18 protein-coding genes are annotated in these 22,610 nt (G+C 56.6%); 8 read left to right on the forward strand and 10 right to left on the reverse strand.

Annotated elements, in window-relative coordinates:
* Positions 1-310 precede the first annotated feature (310 nt).
* The 5 genes from nagE (at position 311) to IAE50_RS15875 (ending at position 9,176) form a co-directional block, all read left to right on the forward strand.
* The gene (nagE, locus tag IAE50_RS15855) at positions 311-2,338 is read left to right on the forward strand and encodes an N-acetylglucosamine-specific PTS transporter subunit IIBC (RefSeq protein WP_094420474.1); all 2,028 of its coding nucleotides are present in this window, start codon (positions 311-313) and stop codon (positions 2,336-2,338) included.
* A 115-nt stretch (positions 2,339-2,453) separates the two neighbouring features.
* Positions 2,454-2,885, forward strand: coding sequence for a membrane lipoprotein lipid attachment site-containing protein (locus IAE50_RS15860; RefSeq protein WP_200135160.1), 432 nt, complete (start codon positions 2,454-2,456; stop codon positions 2,883-2,885).
* A gap of 83 nt (positions 2,886-2,968) precedes the next feature.
* Positions 2,969-4,636 carry a glutamine--tRNA ligase gene (gene glnS, locus IAE50_RS15865; RefSeq protein ID WP_076769555.1) on the forward strand — a complete coding sequence of 556 codons (1,668 nt, stop codon included), beginning with the start codon at positions 2,969-2,971 and terminating at the stop codon, positions 4,634-4,636.
* 443 nt (positions 4,637-5,079) lie between these two features.
* Positions 5,080-6,477 (forward strand): OprD family outer membrane porin, encoded by a 1,398-nt coding sequence (locus IAE50_RS15870; protein WP_200580682.1) that lies wholly within the window; start codon positions 5,080-5,082, stop codon positions 6,475-6,477.
* A 41-nt stretch (positions 6,478-6,518) separates the two neighbouring features.
* Positions 6,519-9,176: a beta-N-acetylhexosaminidase gene (locus tag IAE50_RS15875; RefSeq protein WP_200580683.1), complete on the forward strand. Its 2,658-nt coding sequence runs from the start codon at positions 6,519-6,521 to the stop codon at positions 9,174-9,176.
* A gap of 99 nt (positions 9,177-9,275) precedes the next feature.
* Here the strand turns inward: IAE50_RS15875 and fur are convergent, their stop codons facing one another.
* The 4 genes from fur to ybfF form a co-directional block, all read right to left on the reverse strand.
* Entirely contained in the window at positions 9,276-9,722 is a 447-nt protein-coding gene (gene fur, locus IAE50_RS15880) for a ferric iron uptake transcriptional regulator (RefSeq protein ID WP_023479956.1), read from the reverse strand.
* 289 nt (positions 9,723-10,011) lie between these two features.
* Entirely contained in the window at positions 10,012-10,542 is a 531-nt protein-coding gene (gene fldA / locus IAE50_RS15885; RefSeq protein ID WP_023480004.1) for a flavodoxin FldA, read from the reverse strand.
* A gap of 163 nt (positions 10,543-10,705) precedes the next feature.
* Positions 10,706-10,987 carry a LexA regulated protein gene (gene ybfE, locus IAE50_RS15890; protein ID WP_023479957.1) on the reverse strand — a complete coding sequence of 94 codons (282 nt, stop codon included), beginning with the start codon at positions 10,985-10,987 and terminating at the stop codon, positions 10,706-10,708.
* Between the two features lie 138 nt (positions 10,988-11,125).
* Positions 11,126-11,890 carry an esterase gene (gene ybfF / locus IAE50_RS15895; protein ID WP_200580684.1) on the reverse strand — a complete coding sequence of 255 codons (765 nt, stop codon included), beginning with the start codon at positions 11,888-11,890 and terminating at the stop codon, positions 11,126-11,128.
* 182 nt (positions 11,891-12,072) lie between these two features.
* Between ybfF and seqA the strand changes: the two genes are divergently transcribed.
* Together seqA and pgm are read left to right on the forward strand one after the other, a co-directional pair.
* Positions 12,073-12,627 carry a replication initiation negative regulator SeqA gene (seqA, locus tag IAE50_RS15900; protein WP_076769558.1) on the forward strand — a complete coding sequence of 185 codons (555 nt, stop codon included), beginning with the start codon at positions 12,073-12,075 and terminating at the stop codon, positions 12,625-12,627.
* Between the two features lie 24 nt (positions 12,628-12,651).
* Positions 12,652-14,292, forward strand: a complete 1,641-nt coding sequence (gene pgm / locus IAE50_RS15905; RefSeq protein ID WP_023479953.1) for a phosphoglucomutase (alpha-D-glucose-1,6-bisphosphate-dependent) — start codon at positions 12,652-12,654, stop codon at positions 14,290-14,292.
* A gap of 213 nt (positions 14,293-14,505) precedes the next feature.
* Here the strand turns inward: pgm and kdpE are convergent, their stop codons facing one another.
* The 6 genes from kdpE to kdpF are packed head-to-tail and all read right to left on the reverse strand — an operon-like array spanning position 14,506 to position 22,293.
* A complete protein-coding gene (gene kdpE / locus IAE50_RS15910) occupies positions 14,506-15,183 on the reverse strand; it encodes a two-component system response regulator KdpE (protein ID WP_200580685.1) in 678 nt (225 codons plus the stop codon).
* Positions 15,180-17,867 carry a two-component system sensor histidine kinase KdpD gene (gene kdpD, locus IAE50_RS15915; RefSeq protein ID WP_200580686.1) on the reverse strand — a complete coding sequence of 896 codons (2,688 nt, stop codon included), beginning with the start codon at positions 17,865-17,867 and terminating at the stop codon, positions 15,180-15,182. Before kdpD ends, kdpE begins: the two co-directional genes overlap by 4 nt.
* Before the next feature lie 3 nt (positions 17,868-17,870).
* A complete protein-coding gene (gene kdpC, locus IAE50_RS15920) occupies positions 17,871-18,446 on the reverse strand; it encodes a potassium-transporting ATPase subunit KdpC (RefSeq protein ID WP_139568544.1) in 576 nt (191 codons plus the stop codon).
* A gap of 12 nt (positions 18,447-18,458) precedes the next feature.
* The gene (gene kdpB / locus IAE50_RS15925) at positions 18,459-20,507 is read right to left on the reverse strand and encodes a potassium-transporting ATPase subunit KdpB (protein WP_200580687.1); all 2,049 of its coding nucleotides are present in this window, start codon (positions 20,505-20,507) and stop codon (positions 18,459-18,461) included.
* A gap of 20 nt (positions 20,508-20,527) precedes the next feature.
* Positions 20,528-22,204: a potassium-transporting ATPase subunit KdpA gene (gene kdpA, locus IAE50_RS15930; protein WP_200580688.1), complete on the reverse strand. Its 1,677-nt coding sequence runs from the start codon at positions 22,202-22,204 to the stop codon at positions 20,528-20,530.
* Entirely contained in the window at positions 22,204-22,293 is a 90-nt protein-coding gene (gene kdpF, locus IAE50_RS15935) for a K(+)-transporting ATPase subunit F (RefSeq protein WP_042713160.1), read from the reverse strand. Before kdpF ends, kdpA begins: the two co-directional genes overlap by 1 nt.
* Positions 22,294-22,398: 105 nt before the next feature.
* Between kdpF and IAE50_RS26040 the strand changes: the two genes are divergently transcribed.
* Positions 22,399-22,610: hypothetical protein (locus IAE50_RS26040; protein WP_234467207.1), on the forward strand; the 212-nt coding region annotated here is incomplete at its 3' end.

The following is a 22,610-nucleotide window of genomic DNA, read 5'->3' on the forward strand; positions in this document are numbered from 1 at the left end:
AATGAAAAGCATTGGCGGTGCGCCTTCTGGCTCAGCGTTAAGCGTAACCTGGTTTCGTCATAAAAAGGGAGCGATCCGCTTTGATATTTTTGATCTTAAAATAAGTTTTTGTTGTTTGCCAGTATTGAGGAGTGGTGATAACGATAGTTAGTGATTTTAATCACAGAAAATGCGTGTTTAATTTGCGAGGCGAATTAATTTTGCAGACACTTCGTCAGGTAGTGGAAAAACAGGCATCAGTTCAGGGTTCGTTACACAATAAAAAACAACTGTTTCAGTGGGCTCACGTTGAGCTCATAGGGGGAATAAAGTGAGTATTTTAGGCTATTTACAGAAGGTTGGCCGCGCGCTGATGGTGCCGGTCGCCACGCTGCCTGCGGCAGCGATTTTGATGGGGGTCGGCTACTGGATCGACCCTGTTGGTTGGGGGAGCCAAAACGCCCTGGCCGCGCTGTTTATCAAATCCGGTTCGGCGATCATCGATCACATGGGCGTGTTGTTCGCGGTCGGCGTCGCTTATGGGATGTCCAAAGATAAAGATGGCGCTGCGGCGCTGGCCGGTTTCGTCGGCTTCCTGGTGTTAACGACCCTCTGCTCGCCTGCCGCGGTGTCGATGATTCAAAAAATTCCGCTGGATCAGGTCCCTGCGGCCTTCGGCAAAATTGAAAACCAGTTTGTCGGTATTCTGGTCGGGATCATCGCCGCTGAGCTTTACAACCGCTTCAGCACCGTCGAACTGCCGAAAGCGCTCTCCTTCTTTAGCGGCCGCCGTCTGGTGCCGATCATCACCTCGTTTGTGATGATTGCTGTGGCCTTTATCATGATGTTTATCTGGCCGGTGGTCTTTAGTGGCCTGGTTAGCTTCGGTGAACATATTCAGAAACTCGGCTCTGTCGGCGCGGGTGTTTACGCCTTCTTCAACCGTCTGCTGATCCCTGTCGGTCTGCATCACGCCCTGAACTCGGTCTTCTGGTTCGACGTGGCGGGCATTAACGATATCCCTAACTTCCTCGGCGGCGCGCAGTCTATCGAAGCCGGTAAAGCGACGGTGGGGATCACCGGGCGTTATCAGGCGGGCTTCTTCCCGATCATGATGTTCGGCTTGCCGGGTGCGGCGCTGGCGATCTATCAGTGCGCGCGTCCTGAGAACAAAGCCAAAGTGCTGGGGATTATGATGGCTGGCGCCTTCGCCGCCTTCTTTACCGGCATCACCGAGCCGCTGGAATTCTCCTTTATGTTCGTGGCGCCGGTGCTGTATGTCATTCACGCCATTCTGACCGGTATCTCCGTCTATATCGCAGCCAGCATGCACTGGATTGCCGGTTTCGGTTTCAGCGCCGGGCTGGTGGATATGGTGCTCTCCTCGCGTAACCCGCTGGCGACCCAGTGGTGGATGCTGATCCCGCAGGGTCTGGTGTTCTTTGTTATCTACTACGTGGTATTCCGCTTCACCATTAAGCGATTCAACATGCTGACCCCGGGTCGTGAACTGGCTGTCGCCGGGGATGAAACCGATGGGCAGGATGTCAATATCAGCGCTAATAGTGAGCAGGATGTCAGCGGCCTGGCGCGTCAATACATTGCTGCCGTCGGCGGCTCGGCGAACCTGACCGGTATTGATGCCTGTATTACCCGTCTGCGCCTTAACGTGAATGACTCTTCTCTGGTCAACGAAACGATGGCGAAACGCCTTGGCGCAACTGGTGTGATTCGTCTTAATAAAACCAGCGTGCAGATTATCGTCGGCTTTGTGGCTGAGAAAATTGCCAACGCGATGAAAACGGCAGGGGATGTCCCGGCAGCGGCAAGCAGCAGCGCAGCGCCGGCTCAGGCCGCGCCAGTAGCCGCCGCAAAACCGCAGGCGGTGCCGAATTCAGTCGTGATTGCTGAGCTCTTATCGCCGGTTACTGGTGAAGTGGTGGCGCTGGAGCAGGTGCCGGACGAAGCCTTTGCCAGCAAAGCGGTAGGCGATGGCGTAGCGGTAAAACCGACCGACAAAACCGTGGTATCTCCGGCAGCTGGCACAATTGTGAAAATCTTCAACACCAACCATGCGTTCTGCCTGGAGACCGAAAAAGGCGCCGAGATCGTTGTCCATATGGGCATTGATACGGTTGCGCTGGGCGGCCAGGGCTTTACCCGTCTGGTGGAAGAGGGCGCAGAAGTGGTTGCTGGTCAACCGATCCTAGAAATGGATCTGGCATACCTCAATGCCAATGCCCGCTCAATGATTAGCCCGGTTGTCGTCAGCAATATTGATGATTTCAGTGGTCTTGTCATTAAGGCGCAAGGCCATGTCGTTGCGGGTCAGACGCCGTTATACGAAATTAAAGGCTGATTGCTCCTGAGTCGGCACATTAGCCTTAAGCGGCGGGGGATCTCCTCCGCCGCTTTTTTTTACCCGCCGTTTAATGAATGCCATACTGGTGGCCGCTATTTTACAGAGGTGAATAATGAAAAGGATTTTATACGCGCTGGTGATAACGACGGCGCTTAGCGGCTGTATCCCGCGTTACGCAACCATACGTCCGCATTATGAAGTGGATGTGCGCAATCCGGCCGGAGAGCCGCTGCCAACAGCGATGATGTGGGTCAGCACCGGGCGTTCCTCACCGGGATACTATCCCGCACCGGAGGAGTTCCGCGCCGACAGGCAGGGCCATATTGATGTTGAGAAAAAATCCCAGTGGGAAAATATGATCTTCTTTCTTCACGGCACCAATTTCTACTCGTGGGGCTGGTGTATTGAAGCGCCCGGTTATCTCCCTCGCAGTGGAAGAGGTGATGAGATCGTCAGCCCTGTGATCCTCACGCCGACCACGCAGGATCTCCGCTGTCGGCAGGCACACTATGCGGAAGAATACCTTTCCCCTGAGCATCAGTGATTTGTATAAGTAAAGGTTGTTTCCTGCGTCCTCTTATTAGATCATATGCCGTTATACGTTGTTTACGCCTTGAGGAACCTGTGATGAGTGAGGCTGAAGCCCGCCCGACTAACTTTATCCGCCAGATCATTGATGAAGATCTGGCCAGTGGTAAACACACCACCGTCCATACCCGTTTTCCGCCGGAGCCGAATGGCTACCTGCACATCGGCCACGCGAAATCCATCTGCCTGAACTTCGGTATCGCACAGGACTATAACGGCCAGTGCAACCTGCGTTTCGATGATACCAACCCGGCAAAAGAAGATATCGAATACGTTGAATCAATTAAAAACGACGTGCAGTGGTTGGGCTTTCACTGGTCTGGCGACATCTGCTACTCCTCAGACTACTTCGATAAGCTGTATAGCTACGCAGTTGAGCTGATCAACAAAGGCCTGGCCTACGTTGACGAGTTGACCGGCGACGAAATTCGCGAATACCGCGGCACGCTGACGCAGCCGGGTAAAAACAGCCCGTACCGCGATCGCAGCGTAGAAGAGAACCTGGCACTGTTTGAAAAGATGCGTGCGGGTGGTTTTGAAGAGGGTAAAGCCTGTCTGCGTGCAAAAATCGATATGGCTTCGCCATTTATCGTGATGCGCGACCCGGTTATCTACCGTATTAAATTTGCTGAACACCATCAGACCGGCAACAAGTGGTGCATCTACCCGATGTACGACTTCACCCACTGCATCAGCGATGCGCTGGAAGGGATCACCCATTCGCTCTGCACGCTGGAGTTCCAGGACAACCGCCGTCTGTATGACTGGGTGCTGGATAACATCACCATTCCGGTTCATCCGCGCCAGTACGAATTCTCGCGCCTGAATCTCGAATACACCGTGATGTCCAAGCGTAAGCTCAACCTGCTGGTGACCGACAAGCACGTCGAGGGCTGGGACGATCCGCGTATGCCGACCATCTCTGGCCTGCGCCGTCGTGGCTACACCGCGGCTTCTATCCGTGAGTTCTGCAAGCGCATTGGCGTGACCAAGCAGGACAACACCATTGAAATGGCGTCGCTGGAATCCTGCATCCGTGAAGATCTCAACGAAAACGCGCCGCGCGCGATGGCGGTTATCGACCCGGTGAAACTGGTTATCGAAAACTACCCGCAGGGCAGCAGCGAAATCGTCACCATGCCGAACCATCCGAACAAGCCGGAAATGGGCACTCGTGAAGTGCCGTTTAGCGGTGAGATCTGGATCGATCGCGCTGATTTCCGCGAAGAAGCCAACAAGCAGTACAAACGTCTGGTGCTGGGCAAAGAGGTACGTCTGCGCAATGCGTATGTGATCAAAGCGGAACGCGTTGAGAAAGACGCCGAAGGCAACATCACCACCATTTTCTGCTCTTACGACGCCGAGACGCTGAGTAAGGATCCTGCCGATGGCCGCAAGGTTAAAGGCGTGATCCACTGGGTTAGCGCGCAGCATGCGCAGCCGGTTGAAATTCGTCTTTACGATCGTCTGTTCAGCGTGCCAAACCCGGGCGCCGCCGAGGATTTCCTCGCCACTATCAACCCGGAATCGCTGGTCATTAAGCAGGGTTTTGCCGAGCCATCGCTGAAAGAGGCGCAGGCGGGCAAAGCGTATCAGTTCGAGCGCGAAGGCTACTTCTGCCTCGACAGCCGCTATGCCACCGCGGACAAACTCGTGTTTAACCGCACGGTAGGCCTGCGTGATACCTGGGCAAAAATCGGCGACTGATTACCTCAATCAGCGATCGCTATTTAAAAACGCCGCTTCCCGCGGCGTTTTTTATTTATTAACCACCGAATTACAATTAATACATATTCGTGCTGAAAATTAATTCCGCCCCCTGTTGGTGTGCTGTTTTTTTTATTCCTGAAACTTTGCAAATGCAGGAATCAGAATAGTAGTAAATCGCTCTTTCCGATAAAGAATTAAATATCGAGTGAATATGGTTTGGTTATTTATTTGCGTGATTTATGAAACGAACTATCATCCTCATTTAATTCTGTGCACTTCGTCATACTCCGTTATTTTTGCTTAAAAACACATTGATAATTCGCAAGGCGAAAAATAGGCTTTGTGCTGTTGTTTATTTAGGGAATATCCGTAACGGCTTCCTGATGTTAATTTTTATCGCCGCCGTGGCGGGGTTTTTTACATTTAAAAGGAATCAATGTATGCGTGCGTTTGCAGGTAAACGGAGTACGCTTTCGCTGGCTATTGCCGCAGTAACCGCCATGTCAGGCCTGGCGCTTCCCGCGCAGGCGCAGGCAAGCGGTTTTATTGATGACTCCACGCTGGCCGGTGGGGTCTATTACTGGCAGCGTGAGCGCGACCGTAAGGATATTCTCAATAATAAATATAAAACGAATCTCTCTCACGCCACGTGGAATGCGAATCTGGATTTCCAGTCAGGCTTTGCGGCAGATATGTTTGGCCTGGATATCGCTGCTTTCACGGCAATCGAAATGGCGGAAAATGGCGATAGCGCTCACCCAAATGAAATTGCTTTCTCCGCCAGCAATAAAGCTTATAAAGAGCGCTGGTCCGGCGATAAGAGCGGAGTCAGCCTCTATAAAGCCGCAGCAAAATTCAAATATGGCGCTCTTTGGGCGCGAGCAGGTTATATTCAGCCCACCGGGCAGACGCTATTAGCGCCGCACTGGAGTTTTATGCCGGGCACCTACCAGGGCGCGGAAGCGGGCATTAGTAATGATTATGGCGATGCCGGTGCGCTGAGCGTCTCCTATATGTGGGCCAATGGATATAAAGCGCCGTGGCATATCGAGATGGATAATTTCTGGCAAAACGACAGAGAGCAAAGGGTCGATTATCTCCATTCGCTCGGCGCAAAATACGACTTCAAAAACAATCTGGTGCTGGAAGCTGCATTTGGCCAGGCGCAGGGCTATGTCGATCAGTACTTTGCAAAAGCCAGCTACCAGCTGGATGTAGCACATCAACCGCTCAGCACCAGCTATCAGTTTTATGGTGCCCGCGACAAAGTTCGCGATCGCGGCATCAACGATCTTTACGACGGCACCGCCTGGCTACAGGCACTAACCTTCGGTTACACGGTCGGGCCACTCGCGCTGCGCCTCGAAGGAACATGGGTAAAAGCAGAAGGCCAGCAGGGCTACTTTTTGCAACGCATGACGCCAACCTACGCTTCTTCCAATGGTCGTCTCGATATCTGGTGGGATAACCGCTCCGACTTCAATGCCAACGGCGAAAAAGCGCTCTTCCTGGGGGCGATGTACGATCTGGAGAGTTACAACTTGCCCGGCTGGCAAATCGGGGCCTCTTACGCCTACGCGTGGGGCGCAAAACCGGCCGAAATGGCCGTGCCGGATGCGTGGTACAACGCCGACTATCGTCTGAAAGAGTCCGCTTACAGCCTCGATGCCATCTATACCCTGCAAGAGGGGCGCGCCAAAGGGACGATGTTTAAGCTGCACTTTACCCAGTATGACAACCACTCTGCTATCCCGAGCTATGCCGGTGGTTACGGCAACATTTTCCAGGATGAGCGAGACGTGAAATTGATGGTCATCGCGCCGTTTACCCTTTTCTAAGTCATTTGTTGCCGGGCATTGGCAACCTTAAGGAACAGAGCATGCATACAGCACGTTTAAGCCTGCTGGCGGGCGCCATCACAGCGCTGCTCAGCAGCGGCGCGGCACTGGCAAGCCAGAGCACGGTTGACGCCATCAGCCAGTTCAATCTGAACTACGCCGTAAAAGATAACTTTGCCGCCCAGCATGGCGTTGATTGCGCGAAGCTCGGCGCTGACTGGGCTTCCTGCAACAAAGCAGTGATCACGCTGACCAACAAAGGCGAGGCGGTGACCGATAACGCATGGGCGATCTACTTCCACAGCATTCGTCCCATTCTGCAAGTCGCGAACCCGCAGTTCAAAGTGACCCATATTATGGGCGACCTGCATAAGCTTGAGCCTACCGGGCAATTTACTGGTTTTCCGGCGAAGCACTCCGTTGAGATCCCGATTATTAATGAGTACTGGCAACTCTTTATTACCGACGTGCTGCCGCGCTGGTATGTCACAGGAGAGGAAGCGACGCCAAAAACCATCGCCAATACCAATACGGAAGATCTTGCCCAGTTCGTCACGCCGCTGGGCGAGCACTGGAAGCGAACGCCGGACGATAAAAATATCCTGATGACCGCTGAAGCGCGCTTTGCGCAAAACAGCGATATCAAAACAATAAACCTCGCCTCGCTGCGCGGGCAGATTGTGCCGACGCCGCGCGAGGTAAAAATCTACGGTCGGGATATCGATCTCAGCCAGGGAGTGAAGTTTGACCTCTCGGCACTGATGCCCGATGCGCAAAACGCCATCAAAGGGCGCTTCGCCATGCTCGGTGTGGAAGAGGGGAGTTATCCGCTACGTACCGAGATTGCCCGTAAAGCGTTCAGGGGTGACGAGGCGATCAACGGTGCCTATCAGTTGCGTATCAGCGAGAAAGAGGCGGTAGTGACCGGTTTTGATCAGAGCGGCGTATTTTATGGCCTGCAATCTCTGCTTTCGCTTCTCCCCGCCCAGGGGTCGATGACGCTCCCCACGCTGATGGCGAAAGATGCGCCGCGCTTCGACTACCGCGGTATTCATCTGGATGTCGGGCGTAATTTCCACAGCAAAGCGGCGGTGCTGCGCCTGCTGGATCAGATGGCGGCTTACAAGCTGAATAAATTCCACTTCCATCTGACGGACGATGAAGGGTGGCGTATTGAGATTCCAGGGCTGCCGGAGCTGACTGCGATTGGCAGCCAGCGCTGCCACGATCTGAGCGAGAAGCAGTGCCTGCTGCCGCAGCTGGGATCCGGGCCGGATCGTGATAACAACGGCAGCGGATACTTTACCCGCGCCGACTACATCGAGATCCTCAAATACGCCAAAGCGAGACATATTGAGGTGATCCCGGAGATCGACATGCCTGCCCATGCGCGCGCTGCCGTAATCTCAATGGAAGCACGTTACGATCGCCTGATAAAAGAGGGTAAGGATGAGAGCGAGGCGAGCCGCTACCGCCTGCTCGATCCGACGGATACCTCTGTTACCGCTGGCGTGCAGTTCTACGATCGCACCGGCTACCTCAATCCGTGCCTGGACTCCTCGCGCAACTTCGTCGATAAGGTGATGGGCGAAATCCTGCAGATGCACAGAGAAGCAGGTCTGCCGCTGCGCACCTGGCACTTTGGCGGCGATGAAGCAAAAAATATCTACCTCGGTGCCGGATATACGGATGTGAATAATCCGCAGCCGGGTAAAGGCATCATCGATCAGAGCAAGCAGGATAAGCCGTGGGCGAAATCCGGGGCCTGCCAGGCGATGATTAAAGCCGGGAAAGTGAGCGATGTTGAACACCTCTCCAGCTACTTTGGCGCAGAGGTAAGCAAGCTGGTTAAGGCGCACGGCATCAATGTGATGCAGGCGTGGCAGGATGGGCTAAAAGATGCCAAAGACGCTTCTGTGTTTGCCACCCAACATGTGAATGTCAACTTCTGGGATGCGCTCTACTGGGGCGGTTTCGATTCCGTCAACGACTGGGCGAATAAGGGCTTCCGCGTGGTGGTCTCCAACCCGGACTACGTCTATCTCGACTTCCCGAGTGAAGTTCACCCGGATGAGAGCGGCTACTACTGGGGGACGCGTTTCAGCGATGAGCGCAAAATCTTCAGCTTCGCGCCGGACAACATGCCGCAGAATGCGGAAACCTCGGTCGATCGGGATGGCAATGCATTCAGCGCTAAATCAGACAAGCCGTGGCCGGGTGCTTATGGGCTTTCCGCTGAGTTGTGGAGCGAAGTGGTGCGCACGGATGAGCAGATGGAGTATATGATCTATCCGCGTCTGGTCGCCGTGGCAGAGCGGGCATGGCATCGCGCAAGCTGGGAGCTGGATTATCAGGCAGGCCGCGAATACAAAGGCGGCGAGACGCAGTGGGTCGATCAGAAGGCGCTTACGGCTGACTGGCAGCGTTTTGCCAACCTGTTAGGACATCGCGAGCTGGCGAAGCTGGATAAAGCCGGCATCCATTATCGCCTGCCGGTGCCAGGAGCGCGAATTGTTGACGGTGTGCTGGAGGTCAACACTCGCCTCCCGGGGCTGGTGGTGGAGTACTCCCTCGATCGCGGCAAAACATGGCAGCGCTACGAAGCGAAATCCCATCCACAGGTTAAAGGAGAAATTCAGGTGCGCACCGTAAGCCCGGACGGCACACGCGTCAGCCGTGTCGACACGCTGAAAGCCTGATCGCTTTCCACCCTGAGCGGCGTAACCTTTTAACGCGCCGCTCAGCCGCAGGCATAAAAAAAGCCAACCTGACGGTTGGCTTTTAACGTTCAGAAGAACTTATTTTGCGTCGTGCGCGTGTTCATCTTCGCGGCAGTCGCCTTCGGCGCAGTGGCCGTAAAGGTAGAGACTGTGGTTCGTCAGGCGGATACCGTGTTTAGCGGCAATTTCGCGCTGGCGCAATTCGATGGAATCATCACTGAATTCGATGACTTTACCGCAGTCGAGGCAGATAAGGTGATCGTGGTGATGCTGCTGCGTCAGTTCAAAAACGGACTTGCCGCCTTCGAAGTTGTGACGGGTGACAATCCCGGCGTCATCAAACTGGTTCAGCACGCGGTACACCGTTGCCAGACCAATCTCTTCACCCATGTCGATCAGACGCTTATAAAGATCTTCCGCACTGACATGATGGTTATCCGGCTCCTGAAGCACTTCCAGAATTTTTAACCGTGGAAGCGTGACTTTCAGGCCGGCCTTCTTTAATGCGGTATTGTTGTCAGTCATGCGGAATCTGTCCTGTTGCTATACGATTCACTTCCTTCTCGGAAGTTATAAGGAATGCACCCGGGCGAATGCGTATCATTATAGAACTGCCATGTATAAATGAAAACTGCAAGCCCTCAAGTAAAGTAAGCTTTTAAAACGTGGTATCGCCGACAACTCCCGGTCGAGCGTAACGCGTTAAGCAGGGCTTATTGTACAGGGATGAATAGGAAAGTTAAAAAAATGTAGCAATTATTTCGATTGCTTTTACCTATTGATACGGCGCAACCAGCAGATTGCGCCATAAAAATCAGGCATTCAGGATTTCATCCAGATGCAGCTCTTCAGAAACCTGCTTCACCCACTTCTGTACGCGCTCGGCGGTCAGTTCTGGCTGGCGGTCTTCATCAATCGCCAGACCAACAAAGTGATCGTCATCCGCCAGGCCTTTTGAAGCTTCGAAATGGTAACCAGCAGTCGGCCAGTGACCCACAATCGTCGCGCCGCGCGGTTCGATAATGTCGCGAATGGTGCCCAGCGCATCACAGAAGTACTCAGCGTAATCTTCCTGATCGCCGCAGCCGAACAGCGCCACTAACTTACCATTAAAATCAATCTCTTCCAGCGTCGGGAAAAAGTCATCCCAGTCGCACTGCGCTTCACCGTAATACCAGGTCGGAATGCCGAGCAACAGGATGTCATACCCTTCGATATCTTCCTTACTGCTCTTGGCAATGTCATGAACATCGGCGACGTCTTTACCAAGCTGGCTCTGGATCATTTTGGCGATGTTTTCGGTGTTGCCGGTGTCGCTGCCGAAGAAAATGCCTGTAATTGCCATGAGTAAAATAACCTCTTGAATCTTAATGAGTATAGGGGGAGCGCTAAGCCCACAGATAAGGGCAATCATAGCAGAACAGAGAAGAACGCGGAAACTGCTATTGCCGCGGACTGCACTGTATGCCACATGAAAAGGGGAATTTGATGATGATTCAGAAGAATCGCTATCCGCGCAGGGCTTTAAGCTGCGCCAGCAGCATCTCTTCGATAAGTTCGCTGCGGCTTATCTCGCGCGCTTCGGCCAGCTCATTTAGGGCTTCCACCGCTTCCGCATTCAGTTTCAGTTCGACGCGCTTAAGCCCGCGAACCTTATCGCGTTTGAGCTGGTTGCGTTTATTAATGCGCAACTGTTCATCGCGCGAGAGCGGGTTGGTCTTCGGCCGTCCCGGGCGACGCTCATTCGCGAAGAGATCTAGTGTCGTACGGTCCGTTTGTTCTTTAGCCATGATATGAATACTACGGGAAAACACGCAATCGGGCCGCTGCCCGGGCTGAATAGCGCGCCATCATACATCACCAACATCGGCACGCCAATGACCGGGCGCGTTGAAACGACCGGTCGCCGCCTTTTTAATCAGTTGGCCTTATTCTGCCAGGTAACGGCGGATGGCACGCAGCACCGCGTCAGATTTTTCTGCATGCACCCAGTGCCCGGCACCGGCAATGACATACGCCCGCGCCTGGGGAAACTGCGCCAGCAGCGCATCGCGGTAGGCATCGGTGACATAAGAGGAGTTACCGCCGCAGACGAAGAGGGCAGGCTTATCCCACGCCGGAATTTTCTCCCAGCCAACAATATTGGCATATTGATCCCACAGCACCGGCACGTTAAAGCGCCACTCACCGTCGACGAAGGATTTCAGTAAAAACTGAACCACGCCCTCTTCATTAAGCTGCTCGCGCATCAGCGCCGCCGCCTGCTGGCGCGACGAAACCTTCGCCTCGCTGACGGCGTTAATAGCGGCAAAGATCTCATCGTGACGGCGCACCTTATAATCCACCGGTGCCATATCAATCGCCACCAGGCGGTCGATGCGATCGGGTGCCAGTGAAGTTAGCGCCATCACCGCTTTGCCGCCCATGGAGTGGCCGATAAAGGTCGCTTTTTCAATCTGATGAGCATCCAGCGTATCAAGCAGGTCCTGCGCCATCGCCGGGTAGTTCATCTCCGGTGAGCGGTGGGAGAGGCCGTGATTACGCATATCCACCTGCAGCACATCGTGATCCTGCACCAGCTCACGGGCGAGCACGCCGAGGTTATCGAGGCTGCCGAAAAGGCCGTGAACCAGCACAATCGGGGAATTGTTGTGCGGATGTTGTGCAGTTTGCGCGCGCGTGTTCAATTTCATGGCAAAGTTCTTTTTTTCACTCCAACGGGTTAGGTTATTATGGTGAACATTCTGCCGCCCGGCTGCAAGGCTAAGCATTACTCTGAGTTTTGCCGCCATCCTGGGGTGTACCTATCCGCTGTTGGGATTTCACTTTATAATCCCAATACTTGTATTCAGATTTTATATAGCACTGGATTAAGATGAAAACGATTGAAGTTGATGATGAGCTCTACAGTTACATTGCCAGCCATACTAAGCATATTGGCGAGAGCGCATCCGAGATTTTACGGCGTATGCTCAAGTTCTCCGCCGCATCATCGTCTCCCTCTGCAGCGCCCGCCGCGCCGGTGAAAGAGACACGCGCTGCCAGCGTTGTCGAAGAGGTGAAACCGGCCAACACCACCCGGGATAAAGTCCGTGCGGTTCGCGAGCTTCTGCTCTCCGACGAATACGCCGAGCAGAAAAAAGCGGTTAATCGCTTTCTGCTAATCCTGTCTACACTCTATTCACTCGATGACAAAGGGTTTACGGAATCCACTGAATCTCTGCACGGTCGCACGCGCGTATACTTTGCCGCTGATGAGCGCACCCTGCTGCAGAACGGCAACCAGACCAAGCCGAAGCAAGTGCCGAACACCCCTTACTGGGTCATCACCAACACGAATACGGGCCGTAAATGCAGCATGATTGAACACATCATGCAGTCAATGCAGTTCCCGGCGGAGCTGATTGAGAAAGTTTGCGGCACAATTTAATCCTTGCATTAAAAGGACGAAGCAATGGCAAACCATCCGCGTGCCGGGCAACCTGCACAACAGGGCGATTTGATTAACGTCGCGCAGCTAACTGCGCAGTACTATGTGTTGAAACCGGAAGTTGGCAATGCTGACCATGCGGTGAAATTTGGTACCTCAGGTCACCGTGGTAGCGCATGGCGTCACAGCTTTAACGAGCCGCACATTCTTGCAATCGCCCAGGCGATTGCCGAAGAGCGTGCGAAAAACGGCATCACCGGGCCGTGCTATGTTGGTAAAGACACCCACGCCCTCTCTGAGCCGGCGTTTATCTCCGTGCTGGAAGTGTTGGCTGCCAACGGCGTTGATATCATCGTGCAGGAAAATAACGGCTTTACGCCGACGCCTGCCATCTCTAACGCCATTCTTGTGCACAACAAAAACGGTGGCGCGCAGGCGGATGGTATCGTGATCACGCCGTCCCATAACCCGCCGGAAGATGGCGGCATCAAATACAACCCGCCAAACGGCGGCCCGGCCGACACCAACGTCACCAAAGTGGTAGAAGATCGCGCTAACGCGCTGCTGGCCGACGGTCTGAAAGGCGTGAAACGTATTTCGCTGGATGCAGCGATGGCCTCCGGTCACGTCACTGAAAAAGATCTGGTGCAGCCGTTTATTGAAGGGCTGGCGGAGATCGTCGATATGGCGGCGATCCAGAAAGCGGGCCTGAAACTGGGCGTCGATCCGCTGGGCGGCTCCGGTATTGAGTACTGGAAACGTATCGCCGAGCACTACAAGCTCGACCTCACCATCGTGAATGATGAAGTCGACCAGACTTTCCGCTTTATGCATCTCGACAAAGATGGCGCGATCCGTATGGACTGCTCCTCCGAGTGTGCAATGGCCGGTCTGCTGGCGCTGCGCGATAAGTTTGACCTCGCCTTCGCCAACGATCCGGATTACGACCGCCACGGCATCGTCACCCCGGCTGGCCTGATGAACCCGAACCACTACCTGGCGGTAGCGATCAACTATCTGTTCCAGCATCGCCCGCAGTGGGGCAAAGATGTTGCAGTCGGTAAGACGCTGGTCTCCTCTGCAATGATCGACCGCGTGGTTAACGACCTTGGTCGTAAGCTGGTGGAAGTGCCGGTGGGCTTTAAGTGGTTTGTGGATGGTCTGCACGACGGCAGCTTCGGCTTCGGTGGCGAAGAGAGCGCGGGCGCTTCCTTCCTGCGCTTTGACGGTACGCCGTGGTCCACGGATAAAGACGGCATCATCATGTGCCTGCTGGCAGCGGAGATCACTGCGGTGACCGGTAAAAACCCGCAGCAGCACTATGACGAACTGGCTGCCCGCTTTGGCGCGCCAAGCTACAACCGTCTGCAGGCTGCGGCCTCTTCCGCACAGAAAGCGGCGCTCTCTAAGCTCTCGCCTGAAATGGTAAGTGCCAGCACGCTGGCAGGGGATGCGATCACTGCTCGCCTGACCGCAGCACCGGGCAACGGTGCGTCGATTGGCGGCCTGAAAGTGATGACCGACAACGGCTGGTTTGCCGCGCGTCCGTCTGGCACCGAAGACGCCTACAAAATCTACTGCGAAAGCTTCCTCGGCGACGAACACCGTAAGCTGATTGAGAAAGAAGCGGTAGAAATTGTCAGCGAAGTGCTGAAAAACGCGTAAATCGCGGCACAGTAAAAAGGCTCCCTCGGGAGCCTTTTTTGTGTCGGATGGCGGCTGACGCCTTATCCGACCTACAACTGCATCAAACGCTAAACCCGAAACCCGTAGGCCGGATAAGCGCAGCGCCATCCGGCAGTCAAACGGTGCGGAAGGCGTAACCCGTAGGCCGGATAAGCGCAGCGCCATCCGGCAATCAGCCGTGCAAATCACGCCTCACAACATAAACCGGTACCCGATCCCGGTCTCGGTCAACAGATGACGTGGGCGCGCTGGATCGCTCTCCAGCTTCTGGCGCAAATGCCCCATATAAATTCGCAGATAGTGGCTGTGCTCAACGGCATTTGGCCCCCATACCTGGCTTAACAATTGCCGCTGGGTCAGCACTTTACCGTTATTATTGAGCAGCACCGCCAGCAGGCGAAACTCAATCGGCGTCAGGTGGATCTCCTCATCGCCGCGCTGGATGCGGCGGCTGGCGAGATCAACACGGATATCACCAAAGGTGATCACCGGTTCGCCCGGCGTGCTGGCGGCATGGCGGCGCAGCGCGACACGCAACCGTGCCTGCAACTCACCAATGCCGAAAGGTTTGCTGAGGTAATCATCCGCGCCGGCATCCAGCGCGGCGATCTTGTCGCTCTCTTCGATGCGTGCCGACAGAACAATAATCGGCATCTGGCTCCACTGGCGCACATCGCGAATAAAATCGAGACCGTCACCGTCCGGCAAACCGAGGTCGAGGATCGCCAGATCCGGCTTGCGCGTTGCCGCTTCAATTAACCCGCGCTGCAGCGTCTCCGCTTCGTGCACGCGCAGCCCCTCAGCTTCCAGCGCGGTGCGCAGAAAGCGGCGGATGGCCTGTTCATCTTCGACAATCAGAACGTTAATCACAGATCCTCGGGTAATTCATCCAGTTGCGGGGGCGTTTCCCGCGCGAGTGTAACATAAAAGCGCGCGCCTCCCTGCGGACGGTTTTGCGCGTCGATGGTGCCGCCGTGCACCTCGACAATCGCCTGGCAAATCGCCAGCCCCAGGCCAACGCCGGGGATGGCCGACTCCTTGGTGCCACGCGCAAATTTTTCAAAAATGGCGTGCTCCTGGCCCGGCGGGATCCCCGGCCCGTTATCCCACACCTCCAGCGTCCAGTCGGTCGGTGTGCTGTGCGATTCAATACCAATCTGTGCACCGGATCCGGCATATTTCACCGCGTTTTCCAGCAGATTGATCAACACGCGCTCAAACAGCGGGCCATCAACATGTACCAGCATCAGCGGGTCGGGTAGCGACAGCGCAATCTGCCGCCCGCCCATCACTGGCTCAAGGGTACGCAGCGCACTGCCGACCACCTCTTCCAGCGTCAGCCACTCACGTTTTAAATTAAAGCCGCCGGACTGGATGCGCGCCATATCCAGCAGATTATTGACCAGCCGGGTGGTGTTAAGCACATGCTGGCGGATCTCGTTGGCCTGCGGGGCATGTTTCGACCCTTCGCTGGCGAGATCCAGCGTCAGGATCTCCGCCTGACCAAACAGCACCGTCAGTGGGGTGCGCAGATCGTGGGAGAGGGCGGCCAGCAGTGAGTTACGCAGGCTCTCGCGCTCGCTGGCAAGCCGCGCCTGCTCTTCGCGCGTCGCCAGCGCCTGGCGCTCAAGCGCATTCGCCACCAGCAGGGTGAAGGTCTCCAGCAGACGCTGCTGCTCGGGGATCATCAGCTGGCGCAGATTCGCTGGCTCGACAATCAGCAAGCCATACACCGTATCGTCATTTTTCAGCGGCAAAATTTGATACGGCACGCCGGGCAGCGTATCGGTACCCGCGCCCGCAGGCTGTCCCTTATCAAAACTCCAGCGGGCGATGGCATCATCCCACGGCGTCATGCCCTGGTTTTCCGTTACCGCCGCCAGTTTACCTTCGCTGTTCGGCAGCAGCAGTTTGCTGCGCGCCTCAAAGGTGGAGTGAATAAACGTTTCGCTGGTGGCGGCGATATCCTGATTATTGCGCCCCGCCGCCAGCGCTTTCGACATCTCATAGAGATGACGCGTGCGCCGCTCACGGTAACGCGCCACCCTTGCCTGGTAACGCACCCCAGCGGTGAGGTTACCAATCACCAGCCCGACGGTCAGCATCACGCCGAAAGTGAGCAGATATTGCACATCCGACACCGCTAGCGTGCCGCGCGGCGAGATAAAAAAGAGATCGAAACTGATCACGTTAATCACCGTGGCGAAAGCCGATGGCCAGCGGCCATAGAACAGCGCCACCAGCACCACGCCCAGCAAGTAGATCATCACCAGGTTGGTGGCCTCAAAGGCCGTCAGCCACTGCAAGGCGATAAAGGTGATTGCCGCGCACAGCGCCAGCGCGACCGCGCAGCCGGTAAGCTGCACGCGCCAGCGGTCGAAAAAGGGGCGCGAATCACCGCTGCGCGCCGGCAGCGGCTGGGTGCTCTCCTGCAGGGCGATAATCACCAGATCGAGATCCGGCGCGCGGCGCGCCAGGCGGTCGGCAAAGGATTCGCGGTGCCACCAGCGGCGGTTATCGCGGCGGCCAATGAGGATTTTGCCGAGGTTATGTTCCCGGGCGTAGCGCAGTATCGCGCGATCTTCCGCCGGGTCGGCGAGGGTTGCGGTCTCTGCGCCCAGCTCCTGGGCCAGACGCAGGGCGCTTAAGATCGCCCGCCGCTGTGACTCCGGTAATTTGTGCAGGGTTGGGGTTTCAACATAGACCGCATGCCAGGCGCTGCCGAGTTTGGCCGCCAGCCTCGCTGCGGTGCGGATCAGCTTTTCATTGCCCGCGCCGTGACCGACGCAGAGCAGAATGGCGTCGCGCGTATGCCACACCTTCTCTTCGCCGAGGCGATCGCGCCAGGCACGCATCTGATCATCGACCCGGTCGGCGGTGCGCCGCAGCGCCAGTTCACGCAACGCAATCAGGTTACCTTTGCGAAAGAAGTGCTCAATGGCGCGCTCCGCCTGGCCGCCAATATAGACTTTGCCTTCGTGCAGCCGCTGGCGCAGATCGTCCGGCGGCAGATCGACCAGCACAATCTCATCGGCGCTATCAAAAAAGGGATCGGGCACCGTTTCGCGCACCTGAATGCCGGTCACGCCGCTGACCACATCATTCAGGCTCTCCAGGTGCTGCACATTGACGGTGGTAAAAACGTCGATGCCGGCTTCCAGCAGCTCCTCCACATCCTGCCAGCGTTTTGGGTGACGCGAGCCGGGAGCGTTACTGTGCGCCAGCTCATCCATCAGAATCAGCGCCGGACGCCGCGCGAGGGCGGCGTCCAGATCAAACTCATGTACCACGCGCCCGCGATGGGCAATGCGCCGCACGGGTTGCAGGGGCAGGCCCGCCATCAGCGCGGCGGTCTCTTTGCGCCCGTGCGTCTCTACCACGCCTGGCAGCACATCCAGCCCCTGCGCCCGTAGCCGCTGCGCTTCCTGCAACATGGCAAAGGTTTTACCCACCCCGGCGCAGGCACCGAAAAAGATCTTCAGTTTGCCCCGGTGTGCCGTAGCGGCATGCTCCAGCAGGCGGTCGGGATCGGGGCGCAACGGCTCATCACTCATGCGTTATTTATCCTTCAGCGCATCCAGCGCCAGATTGAGTTCAACCACATTCACCACCGGCTGACCGAGGAAGTTAACCAGCGGTGTTTCGGTGTATCTATTAACCAAATCATTGACCGTCTGCACCGACAAGCCGCGCGCTTGCGCCACGCGCGGGATCTGCCAGCTGGCCGCCTGCGGCGAGAGTTGACCATCCAGCCCGCTGGCGGAGGTGGTTAACAGCTCCACCGGAATCGCTTTTGGTGAGTGCGGGTTCGCCGCGCGCAGCTGCGCCACGCGTTCGGCCACCTGCTTATCCAGCTCCGGGTTGCTGCCCGCCAGATTACTGCCGCCCGAAGCCATCGGATTATAGGGCGCATCGGCGGTCGCGGAAGGGCGACCGTGAAAATAGCCCGGTGCGGTGAAATCCTGGCCCAGCAGACGGGAGCCGCGCACCGTATCGCCTTGCTCGATCAGCGAGCCGTTCGCCTGGTCGTGAAACCACCACTGCCCAAGGGCGGTGGTCAGCAGCGGGTAAAGCCCGCCGGTAATAAACGTCAGCAGTATTAAAAGCAGAAAGGCGGGACGTAATAAAGCCATCTTTTTCACTCCTTAAACCAGGCCAAACAGCGTGAGCAGCAGATCGATTGCTTTGATACCGATAAACGGCACCAGCAGACCGCCCAGACCGTAAATCCACAAGTTGCGGCGCAGCATCGCCGAGGCGGTCAGCGGCTTGTAGCTCACGCCTTTCAGCGCCAGCGGGATGAGGAACACAATCACCAGCGCGTTAAAGATCACCGCACTTAAAATCGCCGAAGAGGGGGAGTGCAGATGCATCACATTCAGCGCGTTGAGCTGCGGATAGGTGGCCGCAAACGCCGCAGGGATGATGGCAAAATACTTCGCCACATCATTGGCAATACTGAAGGTGGTGAGCGATCCGCGCGTCATCAGCATCTGTTTGCCGATATGTACCACTTCAATCAGCTTGGTCGGGTTCGAGTCGAGATCGACCATGTTCCCCGCCTCTTTCGCCGCCTGGGTACCGGAGTTCATTGCCACCGCAACATCCGCCTGCGCCAGCGCTGGGGCATCGTTAGTGCCGTCGCCGGTCATCGCCACCAGCCGACCTTCGGCCTGGTATTGACGAATCAGCGCCAGCTTTGCTTCCGGCGTCGCTTCGGCGAGGAAGTCATCCACGCCCGCTTCGGCGGCAATTGCTGCGGCGGTTAAGCGGTTATCGCCGGTGATCATCACCGTTTTGATGCCCATCTTACGCAACTGGGCGAAGCGCTCTTTAATACCGCCTTTGACGATATCTTTCAGCGCGATAACGCCCAGTACGTTAGCCCCTTCCGCTACCACCAGCGGCGTCGCGCCCTGGCGGGCCACATTTTCCACCACCATCTCAACATCCGCCGGGAAGGTGCCGCCATTGGCCTCGATATGGCGACGAATCGCATCCACTGAGCCTTTGCGGATCATGCGATCCTGCACATTAATCCCGCTCATGCGCGTTTGCGCGGTAAAGGGGACGAAGGTTGCTTGCAGGCTCTGCATATCCCGCTCGCGCAGGTTAAAGCGCTGCTTGGCGAGGATCACAATGCTGCGCCCTTCCGGGGTTTCATCGGCCAACGAAGAGAGCTGGGCCGCATCGGCCAGCGTCTTCTCATCGACGCCGCGCGCGGGCAAAAAGTCCGACGCCTGGCGGTTGCCGAGGGTGATGGTGCCGGTTTTATCCAGCAGCAGCACATCGACATCGCCCGCCGCTTCGACGGCGCGACCGCTGGTGGCGATCACATTCGCACCCAGCATGCGGCTCATCCCCGCCACGCCAATTGCCGACAGCAGGCCGCCGATGGTGGTCGGGATCAGGCAGACCAGCAGCGCAACCAGCACCGTGACGCTGACCGCCGTGCCGCCGTAAAGGGAGAAAGGCCACAGCGTGGCGGTCGCCAGCAGAAAGACAATGGTCAGCGCCACCAGCAGAATGGTCAGCGCGATCTCGTTAGGCGTTTTGCGGCGCTGGGCACCCTCAACCATGGCGATCATGCGATCGAGAAAGGTCTCGCCTGGGTTAACGCTGCACTGGATCACCAGCCAGTCAGACAGAATGCGCGTGCCGCCGGTCACGGAGGCAAAGTCGCCGCCAGACTCGCGGATCACCGGTGCGGACTCACCTGTAATAGCGCTCTCATCCACCGACGCGCCGCCCTCGATCACCTCGCCGTCGCAGGGAATAATATCCCCCGCTTCAACCAGCACCACATCGCCTTTGCGCAGCTCATCTGCCGGAACATGATCCATCGGTGCATCGTGCTGTGGCGCGCGCAGTTTGCGGGCAAAGACCGTCTTTTTCACCCCTTTCAGGCTGTTGGCCTGCGCTTTACTGCGCCCTTCCGCCAGCGCTTCGGCGAAGTTGGCAAACAGCACCGTCACCCACAGCCAGAGGCTGATTGCACCGGTAAACCACGCGTTACCGACCAAGTGACCGGTTGCCATGGCGATCGCCAGTAGGGTGGTGAGCAGGCTGCCGATCCAGACGATAAACATCACCGGGTTACGCCACTGCACCTGCGGGCTCAATTTGGTTAAGGAACCCATCAGCGCCTGGCGAACAAGGTTCGCGTCAAACAGGGCCAGTTGTTTGCGACTCATAATAGTGGTCTCCGCCAGACTCAAAACTGAAGGTATTCCGCCACCGGACCAAGGGCCAGGGCAGGAATAAAGGTCAATGCGCCAACCAGCAGCACGGTGCCGATCAGCAGGCCGATAAAGAGCGGGCCGTGGGTCGGCAGGGTGCCGGAGCTGGTGGGCTGTATCTTTTTACTCACCAGCGAGCCAGCAATCGCCAGCACCGGCACAATCACGCCGAAGCGGCCGACAAACATGCAGAAGGCGAGCAGACAGTTCCAGAAAGGCGTGTTGGCGCTCAGGCCACCAAAGGCGCTGCCGTTGTTGTTGGCGGCGGAGGAGACGGCGTACAACACTTCACTGAAGCCATGAATGCCGGGGTTGAACATGCCGCTGCGTCCGGCATCGGTCATCATCGCCAGCGCCGTGCCAATCAGCACCAGCGCCGGGGTGACGAGGATTGCCAGCGCGGTCATCTTCATCTCACGGACATCAATTTTTTTACCGAGGAACTCCGGCGTGCGGCCAATCATCAGCCCGGCAATAAACACCGCCAGCAGGACAAACAGCAGCATGCCGTAGAGGCCTGAGCCGACGCCGCCAAACACCACTTCGCCAATCTGCATTAACCACATCGGGATCATGCCGCCGAGTGCGGTAAAGGAGTCATGCATGGCGTTGACCGCACCGCAGGAAGCGGCGGTGGTGACCACGGCATAGAGGCTACTGGCGAGAATGCCGAAGCGGCTCTCTTTACCTTCCATGTTGATGGTGCTGTCGCCGCCGAGCGTCAGGAAGTGCGGGTTACCTAGCCACTCGGCCCGCATCACAATTGCCACACAAACGACAAAGATTATCGACATCGCCCACAGCAGCATCTGCCCCTGACGGCGGTCGCTCACCGCTTCACCAAAGGCGAAACAGAGCGCGGCAGGGATCAGGAAGATCGCCAGCATCTGCACAAAGTTGGTCAGCGCGGTAGGGTTTTCGAACGGATGGGAGGAGTTGGCGTTAAAGAAACCGCCGCCATTGGTGCCCAGCATTTTAATCGCTTCCTGCGAGGCGACCGGGCCCATTGGCATCAGGTGCTGAACCCCTTCGAGAGAGGTATAGGGCTGGTAGGGGAGCAGGTTTTGCAGCGTCCCTTGCTGGATAAAAAATAGGGCGATCAGCAGCGCCAGCGGCAGCAGTACCCAGAGCGTAATGCGCGTCAGATCGACCCACGCGTTGCCCAGCGTCTCCATGCTGCGGCGGGCGAAGGCGCGGATCAGCGCAAACACTACCGCGATGCCGGTGGCGGCAGAGAGGAAGTTCTGCACCGTCAGGCCGACCATCTGGCTAAAGTAACTCAGCGTGCTTTCACCGGCATAGGATTGCCAGTTGGTATTGCTGACAAAGCTGACCGCAGTGTTGAGCGCCAGGTGCCAGGAGAGGCCAGGCAGGTTCTGCGGGTTCAGTGGCAGGATGCCTTGCAGCATCAGCAGGGCAAACAGCAGGGCGAGGCCCAGCAGGTTAAGCCACAGGATCGCCAACAGGTAGTGTCGCCAGCTCATTTCACGGGTGTCGATACCCAACCCGCGCCAGAGCAAGTTTTCCATGGCACCCACGCCCGGCAACGGCTGCCCGGCAATCAGCTTCGCCAGCAGCGATCCAAGCGGACGCGCCAGCAGGAACAGCACCAGCAAAAAGCCGGCAACCAGAAGAAACGCTTGAGCGGCCATTAAAATGCCTCCGCGTTTATCAGGGCGTAAATCAGGTAGCCCAATAACAGGAAAACCAGCACGATGCCGATTAGCACGCCTGCACTCACAGTTCACCTCCGGGGTGATTTAAGGATGTGCAGAGAGGCTAATTTTTCAGGCGCAAAGATTTCGCAAAAATCCCTGGGCGAGGTGTAAAAAAAGTATAAAAATGGATGGAAAATGAACGTTTTGTAGGCCGGATAAGCGCCAGCGCCATCCGGCATTTTCCCCGCCGCACCATTGCCGGATGGCGGCTACGCCTTATCCGGCCTACAAAAGCGAGCCTACAGCGACACCAGCGTTGTTTTTATCTGCGATATGGCAGCGATGGGGGTGTGTCCCCGCTGAAATCGGCGAACCGAAGCGTGAATGACAAGGTCTGGAC

It is taken from the genome of Kosakonia sp. S42 (assembly GCF_016624785.1).
Lineage (GTDB): Bacteria > Pseudomonadota > Gammaproteobacteria > Enterobacterales > Enterobacteriaceae > Kosakonia > Kosakonia cowanii.

What these genes read in the sequence shown, in the direction of transcription:
- IAE50_RS15860 (WP_200135160.1), top strand. Translation starts at nt 2,454, where the DNA reads ATGAAAAGGATTTTATACGCGCTGGTGATAACGACGGCGCTTAGCGGC.
- glnS (WP_076769555.1), top strand. Translation starts at nt 2,969, where the DNA reads ATGAGTGAGGCTGAAGCCCGCCCGACTAACTTTATCCGCCAGATCATT.
- IAE50_RS15870 (WP_200580682.1), top strand. Translation starts at nt 5,080, where the DNA reads ATGCGTGCGTTTGCAGGTAAACGGAGTACGCTTTCGCTGGCTATTGCC.
- IAE50_RS15875 (WP_200580683.1), top strand. Translation starts at nt 6,519, where the DNA reads ATGCATACAGCACGTTTAAGCCTGCTGGCGGGCGCCATCACAGCGCTG.
- fur (WP_023479956.1), bottom strand. Translation starts at nt 9,722, where the DNA reads ATGACTGACAACAATACCGCATTAAAGAAGGCCGGCCTGAAAGTCACG.
- fldA (WP_023480004.1), bottom strand. Translation starts at nt 10,542, where the DNA reads ATGGCAATTACAGGCATTTTCTTCGGCAGCGACACCGGCAACACCGAA.
- ybfE (WP_023479957.1), bottom strand. Translation starts at nt 10,987, where the DNA reads ATGGCTAAAGAACAAACGGACCGTACGACACTAGATCTCTTCGCGAAT.
- ybfF (WP_200580684.1), bottom strand. Translation starts at nt 11,890, where the DNA reads ATGAAATTGAACACGCGCGCGCAAACTGCACAACATCCGCACAACAAT.
- seqA (WP_076769558.1), top strand. Translation starts at nt 12,073, where the DNA reads ATGAAAACGATTGAAGTTGATGATGAGCTCTACAGTTACATTGCCAGC.
- pgm (WP_023479953.1), top strand. Translation starts at nt 12,652, where the DNA reads ATGGCAAACCATCCGCGTGCCGGGCAACCTGCACAACAGGGCGATTTG.
- kdpD (WP_200580686.1), bottom strand. Translation starts at nt 17,867, where the DNA reads ATGAGTGATGAGCCGTTGCGCCCCGATCCCGACCGCCTGCTGGAGCAT.
- kdpC (WP_139568544.1), bottom strand. Translation starts at nt 18,446, where the DNA reads ATGGCTTTATTACGTCCCGCCTTTCTGCTTTTAATACTGCTGACGTTT.
- kdpB (WP_200580687.1), bottom strand. Translation starts at nt 20,507, where the DNA reads ATGAGTCGCAAACAACTGGCCCTGTTTGACGCGAACCTTGTTCGCCAG.
- kdpA (WP_200580688.1), bottom strand. Translation starts at nt 22,204, where the DNA reads ATGGCCGCTCAAGCGTTTCTTCTGGTTGCCGGCTTTTTGCTGGTGCTG.